The 16,564-nt window shown below is 70.3% G+C and carries 18 protein-coding genes; 8 read left to right on the top strand and 10 right to left on the bottom strand.

Annotated elements, in window-relative coordinates:
* The gene (locus tag QRN16_RS13095; RefSeq protein ID WP_027506432.1) at positions 1-1,164 is read left to right on the top strand and encodes a globin domain-containing protein; all 1,164 of its coding nucleotides are present in this window, start codon (positions 1-3) and stop codon (positions 1,162-1,164) included.
* Here QRN16_RS13095 and QRN16_RS13090 read toward each other — a convergent pair.
* Positions 1,158-1,415 carry a DUF2277 domain-containing protein gene (locus QRN16_RS13090; protein WP_027506433.1) on the bottom strand — a complete coding sequence of 86 codons (258 nt, stop codon included), beginning with the start codon at positions 1,413-1,415 and terminating at the stop codon, positions 1,158-1,160. The two genes, QRN16_RS13095 and QRN16_RS13090, sit on opposite strands and share 7 nt — an antisense overlap.
* Before the next feature lie 130 nt (positions 1,416-1,545).
* The gene (locus tag QRN16_RS13085) at positions 1,546-1,839 is read right to left on the bottom strand and encodes a WhiB family transcriptional regulator (protein ID WP_027506434.1); all 294 of its coding nucleotides are present in this window, start codon (positions 1,837-1,839) and stop codon (positions 1,546-1,548) included.
* Between the two features lie 232 nt (positions 1,840-2,071).
* On the opposite strand from QRN16_RS13085, the gene otsB reads away from it, so the two are divergent.
* On the top strand, positions 2,072-4,624 hold the full coding sequence (gene otsB / locus QRN16_RS13080; protein ID WP_222633161.1) for a trehalose-phosphatase: 2,553 nt from the start codon (positions 2,072-2,074) through the stop codon (positions 4,622-4,624).
* Here otsB and QRN16_RS13075 read toward each other — a convergent pair.
* Positions 4,621-5,709 (bottom strand): LacI family DNA-binding transcriptional regulator, encoded by a 1,089-nt coding sequence (locus QRN16_RS13075; RefSeq protein WP_056444302.1) that lies wholly within the window; start codon positions 5,707-5,709, stop codon positions 4,621-4,623. The genes otsB and QRN16_RS13075 overlap by 4 nt on opposite strands.
* Before the next feature lie 183 nt (positions 5,710-5,892).
* On the opposite strand from QRN16_RS13075, the gene QRN16_RS13070 reads away from it, so the two are divergent.
* From QRN16_RS13070 to QRN16_RS13045, 6 genes are read left to right on the top strand one after another with little or no spacing between them, the layout of a single operon-like run.
* Positions 5,893-6,804 (top strand): metal ABC transporter solute-binding protein, Zn/Mn family, encoded by a 912-nt coding sequence (locus QRN16_RS13070; RefSeq protein WP_222633240.1) that lies wholly within the window; start codon positions 5,893-5,895, stop codon positions 6,802-6,804.
* Positions 6,801-7,604 (top strand): metal ABC transporter ATP-binding protein, encoded by an 804-nt coding sequence (locus tag QRN16_RS13065; protein WP_027506438.1) that lies wholly within the window; start codon positions 6,801-6,803, stop codon positions 7,602-7,604. Before QRN16_RS13070 ends, QRN16_RS13065 begins: the two co-directional genes overlap by 4 nt.
* Positions 7,605-7,606: 2 nt before the next feature.
* Positions 7,607-8,476 (top strand): metal ABC transporter permease, encoded by an 870-nt coding sequence (locus QRN16_RS13060; protein ID WP_027506439.1) that lies wholly within the window; start codon positions 7,607-7,609, stop codon positions 8,474-8,476.
* A 17-nt stretch (positions 8,477-8,493) separates the two neighbouring features.
* A complete protein-coding gene (locus QRN16_RS13055; protein ID WP_056443617.1) occupies positions 8,494-9,249 on the top strand; it encodes a LamB/YcsF family protein in 756 nt (251 codons plus the stop codon).
* 2 nt (positions 9,250-9,251) lie between these two features.
* Positions 9,252-9,839, top strand: a complete 588-nt coding sequence (locus QRN16_RS13050) for a 5-oxoprolinase subunit B family protein (RefSeq protein WP_374198537.1) — start codon at positions 9,252-9,254, stop codon at positions 9,837-9,839.
* Positions 9,839-10,684: a 5-oxoprolinase subunit C family protein gene (locus QRN16_RS13045; RefSeq protein WP_285187310.1), complete on the top strand. Its 846-nt coding sequence runs from the start codon at positions 9,839-9,841 to the stop codon at positions 10,682-10,684. Before QRN16_RS13050 ends, QRN16_RS13045 begins: the two co-directional genes overlap by 1 nt.
* Here QRN16_RS13045 and QRN16_RS13040 read toward each other — a convergent pair whose 3' ends face one another.
* The 7 genes from QRN16_RS13040 to ispD form a co-directional block, all read right to left on the bottom strand.
* Positions 10,685-11,314: an SOUL family heme-binding protein gene (locus QRN16_RS13040; protein WP_285187309.1), complete on the bottom strand. Its 630-nt coding sequence runs from the start codon at positions 11,312-11,314 to the stop codon at positions 10,685-10,687.
* A gap of 47 nt (positions 11,315-11,361) precedes the next feature.
* Positions 11,362-12,198: a DUF4436 domain-containing protein gene (locus tag QRN16_RS13035; protein ID WP_222638869.1), complete on the bottom strand. Its 837-nt coding sequence runs from the start codon at positions 12,196-12,198 to the stop codon at positions 11,362-11,364.
* A 19-nt stretch (positions 12,199-12,217) separates the two neighbouring features.
* On the bottom strand, positions 12,218-12,766 hold the full coding sequence (locus QRN16_RS13030) for a dihydrofolate reductase family protein (protein WP_285187308.1): 549 nt from the start codon (positions 12,764-12,766) through the stop codon (positions 12,218-12,220).
* A gap of 215 nt (positions 12,767-12,981) precedes the next feature.
* The gene (gene rlmB / locus QRN16_RS13025) at positions 12,982-13,938 is read right to left on the bottom strand and encodes a 23S rRNA (guanosine(2251)-2'-O)-methyltransferase RlmB (protein ID WP_027506446.1); all 957 of its coding nucleotides are present in this window, start codon (positions 13,936-13,938) and stop codon (positions 12,982-12,984) included.
* Positions 13,938-15,344 (bottom strand): cysteine--tRNA ligase, encoded by a 1,407-nt coding sequence (cysS, locus tag QRN16_RS13020; protein WP_027506447.1) that lies wholly within the window; start codon positions 15,342-15,344, stop codon positions 13,938-13,940. Before cysS ends, rlmB begins: the two co-directional genes overlap by 1 nt.
* Positions 15,345-15,355: 11 nt before the next feature.
* Positions 15,356-15,868 (bottom strand): 2-C-methyl-D-erythritol 2,4-cyclodiphosphate synthase, encoded by a 513-nt coding sequence (gene ispF / locus QRN16_RS13015; protein WP_027506448.1) that lies wholly within the window; start codon positions 15,866-15,868, stop codon positions 15,356-15,358.
* 10 nt (positions 15,869-15,878) lie between these two features.
* Positions 15,879-16,559: a 2-C-methyl-D-erythritol 4-phosphate cytidylyltransferase gene (gene ispD / locus QRN16_RS13010; RefSeq protein WP_222633166.1), complete on the bottom strand. Its 681-nt coding sequence runs from the start codon at positions 16,557-16,559 to the stop codon at positions 15,879-15,881.
* Between the last annotated feature and the right edge of the window lie 5 nt (positions 16,560-16,564).

The raw sequence follows: 16,564 nt of genomic DNA, 5'->3' as shown, positions 1-16,564 counted from the left end.
CTGGACCCGCAGGCCCTGGCGCGAGTGCGCGCCGGAGTTGCCTCCGCGCTGTCCGACGACGGCGCGGACACCGTGGCCGGCGCCTTCTACGCTCGGCTGTTCGCCGAGTACCCCGATTTCCGCGGCTTCTTCCCCGCCGCCATGGATCAGCAGCGGCACCGCCTCCTGCGCGCCGTCGACCACGTCGTCCGGCACCTCGACGACCGCGACTTCCTGCCCTTCCTGCATCAACTCGGGCGTGACCACCGCAAGCACGGCCTGACCGGCGCGCACTTTCTCGCCGCCCAGAACGCGCTGGTCGACGCGTTCCGCACCACGGCGGACCCGGACGTCTGGACAGACGAGACCGACGCGGCGTGGCGCCGCGTGGTGTCGATGATCTGCAACTCGATGGCCGTCGGGGCCGACACCGAGGACCTGCCGCCGTACTGGGGAGCGACGGTGGTCGAGCACCATCGCGTGCTCGACGACCTCGCGATCGTGCGCCTGCAGACGGACGCCGACATTCCCTTCGCCGCCGGCCAGTACCTCAGCGTGCAGATCCCGCAGCGTCCGCGGATGTGGCGGTACCTCTCCCCCGCGATCGCACCCAACGACTACCGCGGCATCGAGTTCCACGTCCGGCGGGTGTCGGCCGGCTGGGTGAGTCCGGCCATCGTCTCGGAGACCACGGTGGGCGACCGCTGGCTGCTCGGGCCGCCGCTGGGCGGACTCAGTGTGGACACGTCGCCTGGCAGCGAGGACGTGCTCATGATCGCGGGTGGCACCGGCATCGCCCCCCTGCGTGCGCAGCTGATGGACATGGCGATGCGGAGCCGTAATCCGCGGGTGCATCTGTTCGTGGGCGGCGAGTATCCGAGCGACCTCTACGACCTGGACACGCTGTGGAACCTGGCACGCACCAACCCGTGGCTCACCATCGTGCCGGTCGTGGAGCAGCCCGAGGAGCCGTGGTGGCGGCCCGGTCCGGCACGCGAGTTCCCACCGGGCATGAACCACACCATGGTGGGCAAGCTCGGGCAGGTGGTCACGCGGTTCGGATCGTGGGCCGATCGGCAGATCCAGGTGTGTGGGTCACCGTCGATGGTGCGCACCACTCTGTACGCACTGCGCAAGGTGGGGACGCCGATGCAGAACGTCCAGCACGATCCCCTGGGTCAGTGAGGGTGCGCGTGCGCCAGGCGGCGTAGCGGAGGCACCGTCTGTGGCGGCTGCTTGCGGGGCGGGAGCACGCTCAGCAACCGGGTGGTCGACGCGGTGACCTCGGCCACGGCGGTCTCGAAGGCGTCCCGGTTCGCGTCCGACAGTGTGCGGAGTCCGCTGACCTTGCGCACGTACTGACGCGCGGCCGCCTCGATCTCCTCGTCCGTCGCCGCAGGCTCGAGGCCGCGCAGTTCGGTGATGTTTCGGCACATGCGAATCACGGTAGACCGGGCACCGTCCGAGGGGAACACCCGAAGAACTTTACGCTGTACAGGCACCGCGTCGGATAATGTCCACCAATTCAAGCTTCGTGCAGTTTTCGATCACCGTGAATTCATCTGTTCAACCGATTGCGCGCTGATCGGAAAGCGCATTTCCCAGCATCCGCTCGGGCGCCGACAAACCACCCCAGACGCCGTACGGCTCACCGGCGGCCACCGCGTAATCACGGCACCGCATCAGCACGGGGCACTGCTCGCAGACCCGTTTGGCCTGCTCCTCGCGGGCTGTTCTCTTATGTCCCCGTTCACCTTCCGGATGGAAGAAGACGGCAGAATCCATACCGCGGCACAATCCGTTCAACTGCCACTCCCACGTCGTGGCAATCGGCTCGGGTAACTGGACGGGCTTCGACATGACGCTCCTCGTTGTTCGCCTCGTATGCGACGTCACGCTCTCAGTATTACATTACGAACAATCGTCCAAAAAGTTAATGCGAATAGTCGTGACACACGATTTCCAGTCATCGCGAGTCACAGACACCCTCGCGGCCGCTCCTCGGACCTCTCTCCCCGATGAGGCGAGCAGGGCCCCCGTCGCCTAGGTTTGACCGGGTGAGAAGCCCCGGTCACCGTCCAGGTCGTGCGCTGTGAGCGCTGTGGACCTCCCCCTCGACCTTCGCCGCGCCCTCGTCGGCGTCGCGCGGGTGCCGAGACTGCTGGTCGCCTCCGACTACGACGGCACCATGGCGCCGTTCGTCTCCGACCCGCAGAAGGCGTTCCCGCTGCCCGAATCGGTCCGCGCACTCCGCGCTCTCGCCGGTCTCGACGGCACCCAGGCTGCTGTGATCTCGGGGCGCGCGCTGCGTGACCTGGCGATCCTCTCCCGCCTGCCCGTCGAGGTCCAGCTCGTGGGCAGCCACGGGTCCGAGTTCGACGCCGGCTTCGTCACCGAGCTCGGCGGCGAGGCGACGGCACTGCTCGAGCGCGTGGTCGCCGAGCTCCGCACGGTCGCGTCCCGCGGCGCGAACATCAGCGTCGAGACCAAGCCCGCCAGCGCCGCACTGCACGTGCGCAACGCCGACCCCGAGGCCGGACAGCGCGCCCTCGACGAGGTCCGTGCGGGCGCAGCCACCTGGGACGGCGTGCAGGTCACCGAGGGCAAGTCCGTGATCGAGCTCGCCGTCATCGCGACCGACAAGGGCCAGGCCCTCGACATCCTGCGGCACCAGGGCGGCGCCTCCGCCGCCGTCTTCTTCGGCGACGACGTCACCGACGAGAAGGCGTTCCGACGGCTGCACGGGCCGGACATCGGCGTCAAGGTCGGCGACGGTGAGTCGCTCGCCGGCTACCGCGTCGACACCCTCGAGCAGGTGGCCGCGGCGCTCGCGTTCCTGTTGGAGGAGCGCCGCACCTGGCTCTCCGGTGCGGACGCCCCGCGCATCGAGCGTCTCACCATGATGGCGAGCCCACGATCGGTGGCACTCCTGACGCCCGAGGCCGGCCTCACGTGGCTGTGTCACCCCGAACCCGACTCCGCCGCCGTCTTCGCACACCTGCTCGGCGGCGACGAGGCGGGCCACTTCACCGTCGGCCCGCTGCGTCCGTCCCTCCCGCTGAGCCAGCAGTACATCGACAGCACCATGACGGTGCAGACTCGCTGGGCCAGCCTGCAGGTCGACGACTACCTCGCGCACGACGTGCCGAGCGATCGCACCGACTTCACCCGCGTGATCACCGGCAAGGCGAAGGCCGTGGTCACGTTCGCGCCGCGCCCCGAGTTCGGGCAGGCACGCGTCCGGCTCGAGGCCGAGGACGACGGCCTCCGCGTGTTCGGCACCAACGACCCGATGGTGCTGCGCGCGCCGGGCATCACCTGGACCGTCACCAGCGAGCACGGCCAGGAGACCGCGCGGGCGGAGATCGATCCGTCCACCGGTCCCGTGATCCTCGAATTGCGCTGCGGGACGTCGGATCTGGGACCGTCCGAGGTGCCCGAAGCCGAGCGTCGCGCCGAGGCCGAGTCCTACTGGCACGACTGGGCGGCCGGATTGACCCTCCCCCAGCTCAAGCCCGATCTGATGAAGCGGTCCGCGCTCACCCTGCGCGGCCTGGTGCACGCCGACTCCGGGTCGATCATGGCCGCGGCCACGACGTCGCTGCCCGAGGAGATCGGCGGTGTCCGCAACTGGGACTACCGCTACTGCTGGCTGCGCGACGCGGCCCTGACGGCGTCCGCGCTGGTGTCCCTGGGCTCGCTGTCCGAGGCGGAGAACTACCTGCACTGGGTGCACGACGTGCTCGAGACCGTCCCCGGACCGGAACGCCTGCACCCGCTCTACACGCTGTGGGGGCAGTCGCTGCCGCCCGAGGCCGTCATCGACGCCCTGCCCGGGTACGCGGGATCCCGCCCCGTGCGGGTGGGCAACGCGGCCAACCAGCAGGTGCAGCTCGACGTCTTCGGACCCATCGTCGATCTCATCGCGACACTGGCCCGCGCCCGCACCGCGAGCGGCGTCACCGCGAACGCCGAGGTGCTCACCGATCAGGACTGGGACCTGGTGTGCGCCATGGTCGACGCCGTCGAGCGACGCTGGTCCGAGCCGGACAACGGCATCTGGGAGATCCGCGGCAACCCGCGCCACCACGTCTACTCCAAGGTGATGTGCTGGCTCACCGTCGATCGCGCCATCACCCTGGCCGAGGCATACGGCCGCGAGGCGCAACTCGGCTGGAGCACGTTGCGTGACGTCATCCGTCGTCAGGTGCTCGACAAGGGCTGGAGCGACGAGGCGCAGTCCTTCACGGCCGCGTACGGCGGAACCGATCTCGATGCGGCCACCCTGCACATCGGCCTGTCCGGTCTCATCGATCCGAGCGACCCGCGCTTCGCGGCGACGGTCACCGCGACCGAGGCCGAGTTGCGCAGCGGCGCCACGGTGTACCGCTACCACCACGACGACGGCCTCCCCGGTGGCGAGGGCGGGTTCCACCTGTGCGCCGCCTGGCTCGTCGAGGCGTATCTTCTGATCGGGCAGCGACTTCCGGCCGAAGCGCTCTTCACCCAGCTCGTCGCCGCGGCAGGCCCGACGGGCCTGCTGAGCGAGGAGTACGACCCCGTGGCCGAGCGCTCGCTGGGCAACCACCCGCAGGCCTACAGCCACCTCGGCCTGCTGCGCTGCGCCCAGCTGCTGGCCCGCTAGCCGGTCCGCACCGGGCCGAGCGTCACCCCGGCGAGCAGATGCGTCGGGAGGTGCTCGGTCCGGTCCACCCCGGAATGGCTGACGCCCAGCACGATCTCACCGACGAGCCGACCCTTCTCGAGGACCGGCTGCTGGACCGACGTCAGGCCGATGCGGCGCGCCTCGTCGACCCCGTCGAAACCGGTGACCGACATCTGTTCGGGTACCGAGACACCCTGCGCGGCACAGTGATCGAGCGCACCCAGAGCCAGCACGTCGGACGTGCACACCAGCGCGGTGGTGTCCGGCGCCGCCCGGAGCGCCTCGGCGGCCGCCGACCGTCCGGCCTCCCGCGTGTGGTCGAAGCGCTCGACGATCACGATGTCGGGATCGACGCCGGCCGCGATCATCGCGTCGCGGATGCCGGCGAGACGCTCGCGCTGGACATGGAAGGTGATGCCGCTCCGGCGTTCCGGATCGACGAGTCCGTCGTGCCGGTCGCGGCGCAGCCGCATGCAGACCACGCTGATGCGAGTGTGGCCCCTCGCGAGCACCTCCTCGGCCATCCGTCGCATCGCCACCCTGTCGTCGATTCCGACGAGCGAGGTGTCCTCCGCGTCCCGAGGCTGGTCGCACACGACCGTCGGCAGATGACGGTCACGGACCGCCGTCAGGTGCGGATCGTCGTCGGACACCGAGTAGACGACGAATGCGTCGACCCCCGCCTGCTGCACGACGGCCGCGGCGTCCTCCGGCGTCGAGGCGGGCCCCGCGGGAATGAGCAGCAGACCGCGTCCGGCCCGCTCGCACGACTCGGCGAGGCCGGTGAGGAACTGCACGGCGGCGGGATCGGAGAACGAGTAGCTGAGCGCCTCGGTGAGGACGAGCCCCACCGCACCGGCGCGCCGGGTGCGCAGCGAGCGGGCGACCGGGTCGGGCCCCGGATAACCGCGGGCCCTGGCCGCGTCGAGCACACGTTCCCGCATCTCGGGTGAGAGCTGGTCCGGGCGGTTGTAGGCGTTGGACACGGTGGTGCGCGAGACGTTCAGTTCGGCGGCCAGCGACGCGAGCGTGGCCATCCGTCGCGGTTCCGTCGACCTCGCCATGAAGAGACGGTATCCGGTCGGGGTCGCGCACGTCGGCTCCGGCACGGTTTCGCCGTCGGGGTGGTGGGGCGGTAAGGTCACGACAACGGTTTCCATTAACGATAACGTTCGACCGACCCAGGAGCACCCCTCGTGTACGCACCCGCCCGAATTCCCCTCCGCACGCTCGTCACCGCCCTGGGTATGACCGCCCTGACGGCGACCGCCCTGGTGGGATGCAGCTCCGACGACACCGCGACGGCCGAGTCCGGTCGGCCCACCGTCGTCGCGTCGACGAACGTGTGGGGCTCGGTCGCCGAGGCCGTCGTCGGAGACCGAGCGGACGTCACGGCGATCATCTCGGATCCGTCCGCGGATCCGCACTCCTACGAGGCCAGCCCCGGCGACGCCGCGGCACTGTCCGAGGCCTCGCTCGTCGTGTACAACGGCGGCGGCTACGACGAGTTCGTCGACGACGTGCTCGGCTCCGCGGGCGACGTGCCCTCCGTCGACGCGTACTCGCTGCTCGAGGGGCACGCGGACGACGCCGACCATGCCGACGAGGCGGGTGCCCACGACCATTCGGGCGAGACCAACGAGCACGTCTGGTACGACCCGGAGATCGCGGCGGCCACCGCCGAGGCGATCGCCACCGAACTCGGTAAGGTCGACCCCGACAACGCGGCGTACTACACCGAGAACGCCGAGGCGTTCCACGACGACATCCACGAGATCACCGACATCACGGATCGCATCGCCCAGCAGAAGCCGGGCGCACCCGTCGCGCAGACGGAGCCGATCGCGCACTACCTGCTGGAAGGAGCCGGGGTGGACGACAAGACCCCCGAGGACTTCGAGGACGCGATCGAGGAGGGCAACGATCCCTCGCCCGCCGCCGTCGCCGCGACGCGTGACCTGTTCACCGGCAAGGGCGTCGACGTGCTGGTCTACAACATCCAGACGGAGGACGCCGTGACCGAGGACGTGCGCCGCATCGCCGAGGAGAACGGCATCCGCGTCGTCGAGGTCACCGAGACCCTGCCCGCAGGGCAGGACTACGTCTCCTGGCAGCGCACGGCAGCGCAGGATCTCGCCGACGCGCTGGGGGTCGTGTGACCGCTGTCCGACTGACCGGAGCCACCCTCGCCTACGGCGACCGGGTGCTCTGGTCCGATCTCGACCTCGAGGTCGCACCGGGCGAGTTCGTCGCCGTGCTGGGCCCGAACGGCTCCGGCAAGACGTCGCTCCTCAAGGTGCTGCTCGGGCAGGCCCACCTCACCGCCGGCACCGCGACCATCGCCGGCGGTCGATCCTCCGTCGGCTACATCCCCCAGCAGAAGGCCATCGACGAGGGCGTTCCGCTGCGCGGGCGCGACTTCGTCGGCCTCGGGTGGGACGGACACCGCTGGGGCATCGGCTTCCGTGGGCGCCACGCCCGTCGCGAGGCCGTCGACATCGCCGTCGCCTCCGTCGGTGCGGACGCGTTCGCCGACGCGCCCCTGGGGCAGATGAGCGGCGGTGAGCAGCAGCGGCTACGCGTCGCGCAGGCACTCGTCGGCGATCCGGACGTGCTGCTCTGCGACGAACCGCTGCTGAGCCTCGACCTCGCCAACCAGCAGGTCGTCGCGCACCTGATCGACCAGCGTCGGCGCTCGCACGGCACCTCGGTGGTGTTCGTGACGCACGAGCTCAACCCGATCCTGCCGATCGTCGACCGGGTGGTCTACCTCGTCGACGGCAAGTTCCGCATCGGCACCACCGAGGAGGTGATGACCTCCGAGGTGCTCTCCGAGCTGTACGACACCGACGTCGAGGTCCTGCGCGTCCGCGGGCGGCTGGTGGTCGTCGGCACCGGAGACGCCATGGACGCCCTCGGGAGCGCCGGCGGCATGCACCACGTGGACGAGTCGGAGTAGGCATGGACAAGGTTCTCGACGCCCTGAGCAAGGCATTCGACTTCGGTACGACGGCCGATCTCCTCACCTACGACTTCGTGCAGCAGGCGCTGATCGCCGCGGCGATCCTCGGTGTGCTCGCCGGGGCGCTCGGCCCCCTCATCGTCAGTCGACAGTGGTCGTTCGCCGTCCACGGCTCGTCCGAGCTGTCCCTCACCGGCGCGTCCGCGGCACTGCTGGTGGGGTTGGCCGTCGGGGTCGGCGCCATCCTGGGATCCGTCATCGCGGCCGTCCTGTTCGCCCTGCTGGGCCGTCGTGCGCGCGAACGCGACTCCGTCATCGGCGTCATCATGAGCTTCGGGCTCGGCCTGTCGGTGCTCTTCCTGTGGGCGTATCCCGGCCGCACCGGCACCAGCTTCTCGCTGCTGGTCGGGCAGATCGTCGGTGTCGGCAGCACGGGCCTCGGCCTGCTGCTCGCGGTGGCGCTCGTCGTCATCGTCGTGCTCTTCGTGGTCTACCGGCCCCTGCTGTTCGCCAGCACCGATCCCGAGGGCGCCGAGGCGCGCGGCGTACCGATGCGACTGCTGTCCATCGTGTTCGCGATCCTCGTCGGTGTCGCGTGTGCGCTCGGCGTCCAGATCGTCGGCGCCCTGCTGGTGCTCTCGCTTCTCATCACGCCCGCGGCAGCGGCGTCCCGCGTCACCGCCAACCCCGTCACGGCGACGTGGCTCTCGATTCTCTTCGCCGAGGTCGCGGCCGTGGGCGGCATCCTGCTCTCGCTCGCTCCCGGGGTGCCGGTCTCGACCTTCGTCACCACCATCTCGTTCGTCATCTACCTCGTCTGCCGGGCAGTCGGTCGACGCACACCGTCCCGCACCGTCGTCCACGCCTGACCGTTACCCTCGTGTGGATGGTCGATCTGAACTCCGATCTCGGCGAGGGCTTCGGCACCTGGACGCTCGGTGACGACGCGGCGATGCTGCGTGTGGTCACCAGCGCCAACATTGCGTGCGGCTTCCATGCGGGTGATCCGGCCACGCTGCTGCGGACGTGCGCCGACGCCGTCCGGTCCGACGTGCGTATCGGCGCCCAGGTGGGGTACCGGGACCTCGTCGGCTTCGGCAGGCGCTTCCTCGACATCACCGCGGAGGACCTGCGCGCCGACGTGATCTACCAGATCGGGGCTCTCGACGGCCTGGCGCGCTCCGTCGGCGGACGCGTGCGGTACGTCAAACCACATGGAGCGCTGTACAACACGATCGTGCACCACCGAGTACAGGCACAGGCGGTCGTCGACGCCGTCGCCGCGTACGACCCCGGCCTGCCCGTCCTGGGGCTGCCCGGCTCGGCATTCCTCGAGATCGCCGCGCGGGCGGGCCTGCGGACCGTCACCGAGGCGTTCGCCGATCGCGGCTACACGGCAGCGGGAACCCTCGTCTCCCGCCGCGACCCCGGTGCGGTCCTGTCCGACGTCGAGGCGGTGGCACGACGCGTGCTGCGGATGGTCACCGAGGGCGTCGTGGACTCCGTCGACGGGGTGACGGTGCCGGTGAACGCCGACTCGGTGTGCCTGCACGGCGACACCCCCGCCGCGGTGGACATGGCCCTGGCCGTGCGTGCGGTGTTGTCCCGCAACGGCGTCACCCTGACCCCGTTCGTGTCGTGAGGATCGCCCCGGCGGGCGACCGCGCCCTGCTGGTCGATCTCGACGACGTCCGCACAGTCGCGGCGCACCACGCCGGGTGGGCCGTCGGGCACCCGGGAATCGCCGAGATGATCCCCGCCGCCGCCACCGTGCTGGTGATCCTCACCGAGGACGCGGAACCCGCTCGGGTGACGGCGTGGCTCCGCGAGACGCCACCGGCGCAGGTGCTCGGCCGCTCCGGTGAGACGATCACGATCGACGTCCGATACGACGGGCCCGATCTCGACGAGGTCTGTGCGACAACGGGACTGGACATCGTCGCCGTGCACACCGGTCAGATGTGGACCGCCGCGTTCTGCGGCTTCTCCCCCGGCTTCGCGTACCTGGTCGGATCCGATCCGTTGTCGATCCCGCGCCGCGCCGATCCGCGCACCTCGGTGCCGGCGGGATCCGTGGCGCTGGCCGGCGAGTACACCGGGGTGTACCCGACCTCGTCGCCCGGCGGGTGGCAGATCATCGGCAGCACCGACGCGGCGCTGTGGGACGTGAACCGGGACGACCCCGCGCTGCTCGCGCCCGGCACGCGCGTGCAGTTCCGCGCGGTGACGTGATGCTCGAGGTACTGGCGACCGGGCCGCTCACCACGGTGCAGGACCGCGGACGCACCGGGTGGTCCTCGCTGGGCGTCGGCACGTCCGGCGCTGCCGATCGACGCTCGCACGACGCGGCGAATCGGTTGGTGGGGAACACGATCGACGCCGCGACGCTCGAGGTGACGCTCGGCGGACTGGTGCTGCGCGCACGCACCGAGGTGGTTCTGGCGGTCACGGGGGCTCCGACCCCGTTCACGGTGGACGGCGTACCGCAGGGGCACGGCGCCGTGGTCGTGGTGGGGTCGGGCGCCGAGATCCGCCTCGACTGGGCACCGGTGGGACTGCGCACGTACGTCGCCGTCCGCGGCGGCATCGACGTGCCCCGGGTTCTCGGGAGCCGATCGACCGACTCCCTGTCCGGTATCGGACCCGAGCGAGTGGCGCCCGGCGCCGTGCTGCCGATCGGTCACGACGCCGAGGACTGGCCCGGGGTCGACGTGAATCCTTACCCGTTCGAGCACCGTACGACCCTGCGGGTGATTCCCGGCCCGCGCGCGGACCGGTTCACCGACGACGCGCTCGACCTGCTGCTCGCCCAACCTTGGACGGTGCGGACGGATTCGGACCGCGTCGGCATGAGACTCCAGGGCGCCGAGCCACTGTCGCGATCGCGGGAGGACGAACTCCCGAGCGAGGGCATGGTGACCGGCGCACTGCAGGTACCGCCGTCGGGACTGCCCGTGTTGTTCCTCGTCGACCATCCGGTGACCGGCGGCTACCCGGTGATCGCCGTCGTGGTGTCGGCGGACCTCGGATCCGCGGCGCAGTGTGCGCCGGGACAGACGATCCGCTTCAGTGTCTGATCATCGGGAGACAGGAACGGCGATCTCGTTGCGGCGGCGGAACGACACCGTCCAGGGCGGGTCGTAGAACCAGGACATCGGCTCGCCGGTCGTGTCGATGCCGCGGGACTTCAGGATCTCCAGCAGCTCCGTGGTGCGCTCGGCCACGGCCCGCGCACCGCGGTCACCGCTGAACCGCAGCACCGCCACCGTCTCGGCCGGCACCTCCACCAGGCGCACCCGATCGTCCTTCGGCGCCGGCAGAGTGTCCATCGTCCATCGCGACGGCATGAAGAACCGGACGACCCATCCCTCGTCGCTCGCGGCGCGCGACACGGGTGCGGTCATCGCGATGGTCTGCCCGCGCGACGCCGACTGCCCAACGGGAGCCGTCATCGCGATCCTGTCGGATCCCTGATTGCCCCCGAAGATGTACCCGGCCAGCCGGCGGAAGCCTTCGTTACGGGCGCGTTCCTCGTCGGCGTCCACGACGGTCTCCGCCGCGATCCGGGGTTCGTATCGGCGAATCTCGACCGCCCCCTTGAGCGACTCGGTGGTGTGGGGTGGTTCCTCGGTACCCACCCGAACCCCCACGATTCCCAGTGCGGCCTCGGCCACCTGTGTCACCGTCGTCCTCAGCCGTTCGATCATGACTCGACGGTACGCGCGGACGAGCCCCACCCCGGGTCGCGCTCGACCTAGGGGCCCTGGCGCCACCACGCGACGACGTAGAGCACCATCGCCGTCACCAGACCCGCCACCACCCACAGCACCACGGTGTAGTCGACCCACGACCCGATCGGCGGAGCGCCGGGAAACAGGTTGCGGATGGGCAGCACCGCGAAGAGCGTCACCGCGAACCACGTCATGATCGGCGGCAGGAACTGCTTGCGGCGGCGCAGCGTCTGGATCGACACGAACAGCGTGCACAGCGGCAGCACTACCAGGACCACACAGATCGCGATGTCGAAGATCGTGGTGCCCACCGTGCGCGCGACGCGGATGTCGAAGGCCTGCGCCGACGAGGAGTCGATGTCGACGGCCTCCACCGCCCAGGACGTGAGCGAGTCGGTCACCACGATCTCGGCGGGTACGGGCTGCCGGTCCGCGCCGGCGCCGGAGAACACCCGCACCTGGATCGACGACGCGTCGTACGTGTCGAACGGCCATCGCCGGATGTCGCCGTCCGCGTACAGGGAGACCGGGAGCGGGCCCACACGGGTCCCACTGGGGAACGTCAGGGTGCCGGCGCTCGCGGTCGGCGTCACGTCGACGATCAGGTCGTCGACCAGGTTGCCGTCGGCATCGGTCAACTCGGTCCCCGGATACACGGACACGCGGGCGTCGAGCGAGAAGTTCTCACCGGAGACGGTGTCCACGTCGAGGTAGACGAGCGCGGCGTCGGGTGCGGCCTCACGGAGGTCGGGGCCGTTCGGCGGGCTTCCCAGCGCGTAGGTGAGCACCACCGCGACGTACGCGGCGATCACCACGGCCACCAGGACCACACCGCGCACTCTGCGACCCGCCGCTGTCATGGACAGATGATGACAGGACTCAGGTCTGCGCGTGCGGTTCCACGACGTCGTACTCCGCGCAGAGGAACGCGCCGTTGCGCGCGAAGTCCACGAGTCGGAGATCGAACCGACGCGGGAACAGCGGCCTGCCGGCACCGAGGGTGACCGGCGCGATCGAGACGACGATCCGATCCAGGTGTCCGGCCGCGGCGAACTGCGCTGCCAGATCACCGCCACCCACGATCCAGACGTCCTTGCCGTCGGCCGAGTCCTCGATCGCCGGCCACAGGTCGGCCACGTCCCCCGCAGCGAATCGAACGTCGTGCTCGGAGTCCGCGAAGTCTCGATGGGTCACCACCCAGGCCGGCATGTCGTACGTCCACGCCTCACCGGTCGACGCGTTGTGCTCGAGGACCCAGGCGTAGGTCGTGGCGCCCATGACGATCGCGCCGATGTCCGCGATGAAGTCGCCGTAGTTCATCGGGCCGTGCTCGTCGATGTCCTGACGGAAGAGCCACTCGAGAGAGTCGTTCTCGTCGGCGAGGTAGCCGTCGAGGGTGCTGGCCGTGAAATAGGTGGTCCTGGTCACAGGGTGATTCTGCACCCGACCACCGACACCGATCGAGCTTGCGGCCGGGCACGTTGCGGGGGGTGTGCACACCCTCTCCGGTGAGCGCACACCCCTCACCGCCGACTGCGCAGGGTGTGCGGTTCAGGCAATGGGTGTGCGCACCCCATCCGACCCAGACTGGAGCTCAGCTGCCGGCCCCGTTCATCGAGTCGGTCCGCGTCCGCTGAGTCGGGTCAGCCCCGGCGCTGCCGCGCGATGCCCGCGAGCACGACACCCGCTGCGACGGACGCGTTGAGCGATTCCACCGGACCGGCCATGGGGATCGACAGGATGCTGTCGCAGTTGTCGCGGACGAGGCGAGACAGACCCTTGCCCTCGGACCCGACGACCACCACGATCGGCCCGGTGCCGTCGAAGTCGTCCAGCGAAGTGTCACCGTCGGCGTCGAGACCGACCACCATGACGCCCTTGTCGGCCCAGTCCTTCAGCGTCCGAGTCAGATTGGTAGCACGGGCGACGGGGAGACGCGCTGCCGCGCCGGCACTGGTGCGCCACGCGACGGCCGTGACACTCGCGCTGCGTCGCTGCGGGATGACCACGCCGTGTCCACCGAACGCTGCGACCGACCGGACGACGGCACCGAGGTTGCGGGGGTCGGTGATGTTGTCGAGAGCGACCAGCAGCGGCGGCTCCTGACGCTGGCGCGCCTGCGAGAGGAGATCGTCGGGGTGGGCGTACCGGTACGGCGGCACCTGGAGCGCGATGCCCTGGTGCATGCCGTTGGCACTCATCCGATCGAGATCGGTGCGGGAGACCTCCAGGATCGAGATGCCCTTGTCCGCGGCGATCTGGACGCTCTCCTTCAGCCGATCGTCGGCCTCGGTGCCCGACGCGACGTACAGCGCCGTCGCCGGCACTCCCGCGCGCAGGCACTCCAGCACCGGGTTGCGGCCCAGCACGTTCTCCGGACCGTCCTCGGTCTTGCGGACCGGCGGACGGCCGCGACCCGAACCGGACGCGTCCCGGCTGGTCGGCCGTGCGCGCCGGGCGTGCTTGGTGCGCTCGGCCGCCGGCGGGGTCGCTCCGCGGCCCTCGAGGCCCTTGCTGCGCTTGCCGCCGGACCCGACGGTCTGGCCCTTCTTGGTGCCGGTCTTGCGCACCGCTCCGCGTCGACTCGAATTGCCTGCCATTACTTCTCCGTGCCTTCCGGCTGTGCGATCGACCATTCCGGGCCGTTCGGGGTGTCGGTGACCTCCACGCCCGCGCGGGCGAGGCGGTCACGAATACGGTCGGCCGTCGGCCAGTCCTTGCCTGCCTTGGCGGCGCTGCGCAGCTCGAGGTCGTCCGCGATGAGCAGATCGAGCGCCGCCCGTTCCGCCGACGCGTCGGCCGAGCCGGACGCCCAGTGCGGATCGAGGGGATCCACGCCGAGGATCGACGTCATGGCGCGGACGGACGACGCGGCCTCGACGGCCTCGTCCAGCTTCCCCGCGGCCAACGCACTGTTGCCCTCGCGGCGGAGTCCGTGGATCTCGGCGAGCGCCTTGGGCACCGAGAGATCGTCGTCGAGCGCCTCGGCGAACGCGGGCGTCCAGGTACCGATCGGCACCTCGCCCGCGCGCTCCGCGGTCTTCGTCACGAACGCCTCGATGCTCCGGTACGCCGATGCCGCTTCCTGCAGTGCCTCGGCCGAGTACTCGAGCATCGACCGGTAGTGCGCGCTGCCGAGGTAGTAGCGCAGTTCCTGCGGACGCACGGTCTCGAGCATCGTCGGGATCGAGACGACGTTGCCGAGCGACTTCGACATCTTCTCGCCGCTCATGGTGACCCAGCCGTTGTGCAGCCAGTACTGCGCGAAACCGTCTCCCGCTGCGCGGGACTGGGCCAGCTCGTTCTCGTGGTGCGGGAACACCAGATCCAGTCCACCGCAATGGATGTCGAACGCGGACCCGAGGTAGGTCTCCGCCATCGCGGAGCACTCGATGTGCCACCCGGGGCGGCCGGGTCCCCACGGGGTGGGCCACGACGGCTCGCCGGGCTTGGCCGTCTTCCACAGCGTGAAGTCGCGCGGATCGCGCTTGCCCGCACCGACGCTCTCACCCTGGTGGACGTCGTCGAGCCTGTGCCCGGACAGAGCGCCGTACTCGCCCCAGCTCCGCACGTCGAAGTAGACGTCGCCGGCGGCCGCGTACGCGTGACCCGCGTCGATCAACCGACCGATCAGCTCGACCATCTGCGTGATGTGACCCGTGGCGCGCGGTTCGGCCGACGGGGGAAGCACACCGAGGGCGTCGTAGGCCGCGGTGAAGGAGCGCTCGTACGTCGCCGCCCACTCCCACCACGGACGGCCGGCGTCGGCGGCCTTGTTCAGGATCTTGTCGTCGATGTCGGTGACGTTGCGGACGAAGGCGACGTCGTAGCCGGCGGCCGTCAGCCACCGCCGAAGGACGTCGAACGCGACGCCGCTGCGCACGTGACCGATGTGGGGATGCCCCTGGACCGTGGCCCCGCACAGATACACCGAGGCGTGTCCGGGGGCCAGCGGAGTGAACTCACGCACGGCCCTGGTCGCGGTGTCGTAGAAGCGCAGGGTCACGACGGCCGATCCTACCGGGGATTCGACTCGCCCTGTACCACGCGAGCGTCGTCCGGGACCGCACTCTCCAGCACGAGAGCGGTGGCGATCGCGGCCACACCCTCGCCGCGGCCGGTCAGGCCGAGCCCGTCGGTCGTGGTGGCCGAGACGGAGACGGGCGCCCCCAGGATGTTCGTGAGCAGTGTCTGCGCCTCCACCCGACGTGGGCCGACGCGCGGACGATTGCCGATGACCTGGACCGCGGCGTTGCCCACGCGCATCGAGTGCTGCGCGAGCAGTTCGCGGACGTGCATCAGCATGGTGGCGCCGCTGACGCCGTCCCATTCGGGGCGACCCGTGCCGAACACCGAGCCCAGATCTCCCAGACCGGCCGCGGACAGCAGCGCGTCGCAGAGTGCGTGCGCCGCGACGTCGCCGTCGGAATGCCCGGCACAGCCGTCGGCGTCCTCGAACAACAGTCCGGCGATCCAGCACTCACGCCCCACCTCGACGGGGTGGACGTCGGAACCGATCCCTACGCGCATGGTCTCCCTCTCACGACTGTGTCCGGCGGGCGACGAGTGCGCGAGCCAGGACCAGATCCATCGGGGTGGTGATCTTGAAGGCCTCGGCGTCGCCGACGACCGTGTGCACGTCGACTCCCAGACGTTCGACCAGGCCGGCGTCGTCGGTGGCCGTCTCGGGAAAGGAATCGTAGGCACGCCTCAGGGTCACCCCGTCGAATCCCTGCGGCGTCTGCACCGAGCGCAGCGTGGCCCGGTCGACCGTTCCGGTGACCACACCGGCGGCATCGACGGACTTCATCGTGTCGACGACGGGCAGCACCGGCACCACGGCCGACGCGCCGGCGCCGACCGCCTCGACGACGCGGGTGATCAGGCTCGGCGGCGTCAGGCAGCGTGCGGCGTCGTGCACGAGCACGATGTCCGCCGCACCGGCCACTGCCAGGCCGGCCCGCACCGAATCGGTGCGCTCGGCTCCGCCGACGACGACGTCGACCGGCAGGACGCAGGACTCGACCAGACGAGAGGTCGTGTCCTGCAAAATGTTCGGGACCACCACCACGACACGAGAAAGGGCGCCGGAGGCCGATAGGCCGTCCAGCGCCCACTCGAGCAGAGTGCGTCCCGCGAGTTCCACGAACGCCTTGGGCATGTTCTCCCCGAGGCGTACGCCCGATCCGGCTGCCGGAACGAGCGCGACGACGTCCGTCACACGCG

Origin of the sequence: Rhodococcus sp. MEB041 (assembly GCF_030208955.1) — a bacterium.
In the GTDB taxonomy this organism is placed as follows: domain Bacteria; phylum Actinomycetota; class Actinomycetes; order Mycobacteriales; family Mycobacteriaceae; genus Rhodococcoides.
The sequence above is the reverse complement of the archived record's forward strand: the minus strand, read 5'-3'. Positions and strand labels throughout refer to the sequence as shown.

Excerpts from the sequence above, each read along its gene's own strand:
- QRN16_RS13090 (WP_027506433.1), bottom strand. The coding sequence starts at position 1,415 with ATGTGCCGAAACATCACCGAACTGCGCGGCCTCGAGCCTGCGGCGACG.
- QRN16_RS13085 (WP_027506434.1), bottom strand. The coding sequence starts at position 1,839 with ATGTCGAAGCCCGTCCAGTTACCCGAGCCGATTGCCACGACGTGGGAG.
- QRN16_RS13075 (WP_056444302.1), bottom strand. The coding sequence starts at position 5,709 with ATGGCGAGGTCGACGGAACCGCGACGGATGGCCACGCTCGCGTCGCTG.
- QRN16_RS13070 (WP_222633240.1), top strand. The coding sequence starts at position 5,893 with ATGACCGCCCTGACGGCGACCGCCCTGGTGGGATGCAGCTCCGACGAC.
- QRN16_RS13060 (WP_027506439.1), top strand. The coding sequence starts at position 7,607 with ATGGACAAGGTTCTCGACGCCCTGAGCAAGGCATTCGACTTCGGTACG.
- QRN16_RS13055 (WP_056443617.1), top strand. The coding sequence starts at position 8,494 with ATGGTCGATCTGAACTCCGATCTCGGCGAGGGCTTCGGCACCTGGACG.
- QRN16_RS13045 (WP_285187310.1), top strand. The coding sequence starts at position 9,839 with ATGCTCGAGGTACTGGCGACCGGGCCGCTCACCACGGTGCAGGACCGC.
- QRN16_RS13040 (WP_285187309.1), bottom strand. The coding sequence starts at position 11,314 with ATGATCGAACGGCTGAGGACGACGGTGACACAGGTGGCCGAGGCCGCA.
- QRN16_RS13035 (WP_222638869.1), bottom strand. The coding sequence starts at position 12,198 with ATGACAGCGGCGGGTCGCAGAGTGCGCGGTGTGGTCCTGGTGGCCGTG.
- rlmB (WP_027506446.1), bottom strand. The coding sequence starts at position 13,938 with ATGGCAGGCAATTCGAGTCGACGCGGAGCGGTGCGCAAGACCGGCACC.
- ispF (WP_027506448.1), bottom strand. The coding sequence starts at position 15,868 with ATGCGCGTAGGGATCGGTTCCGACGTCCACCCCGTCGAGGTGGGGCGT.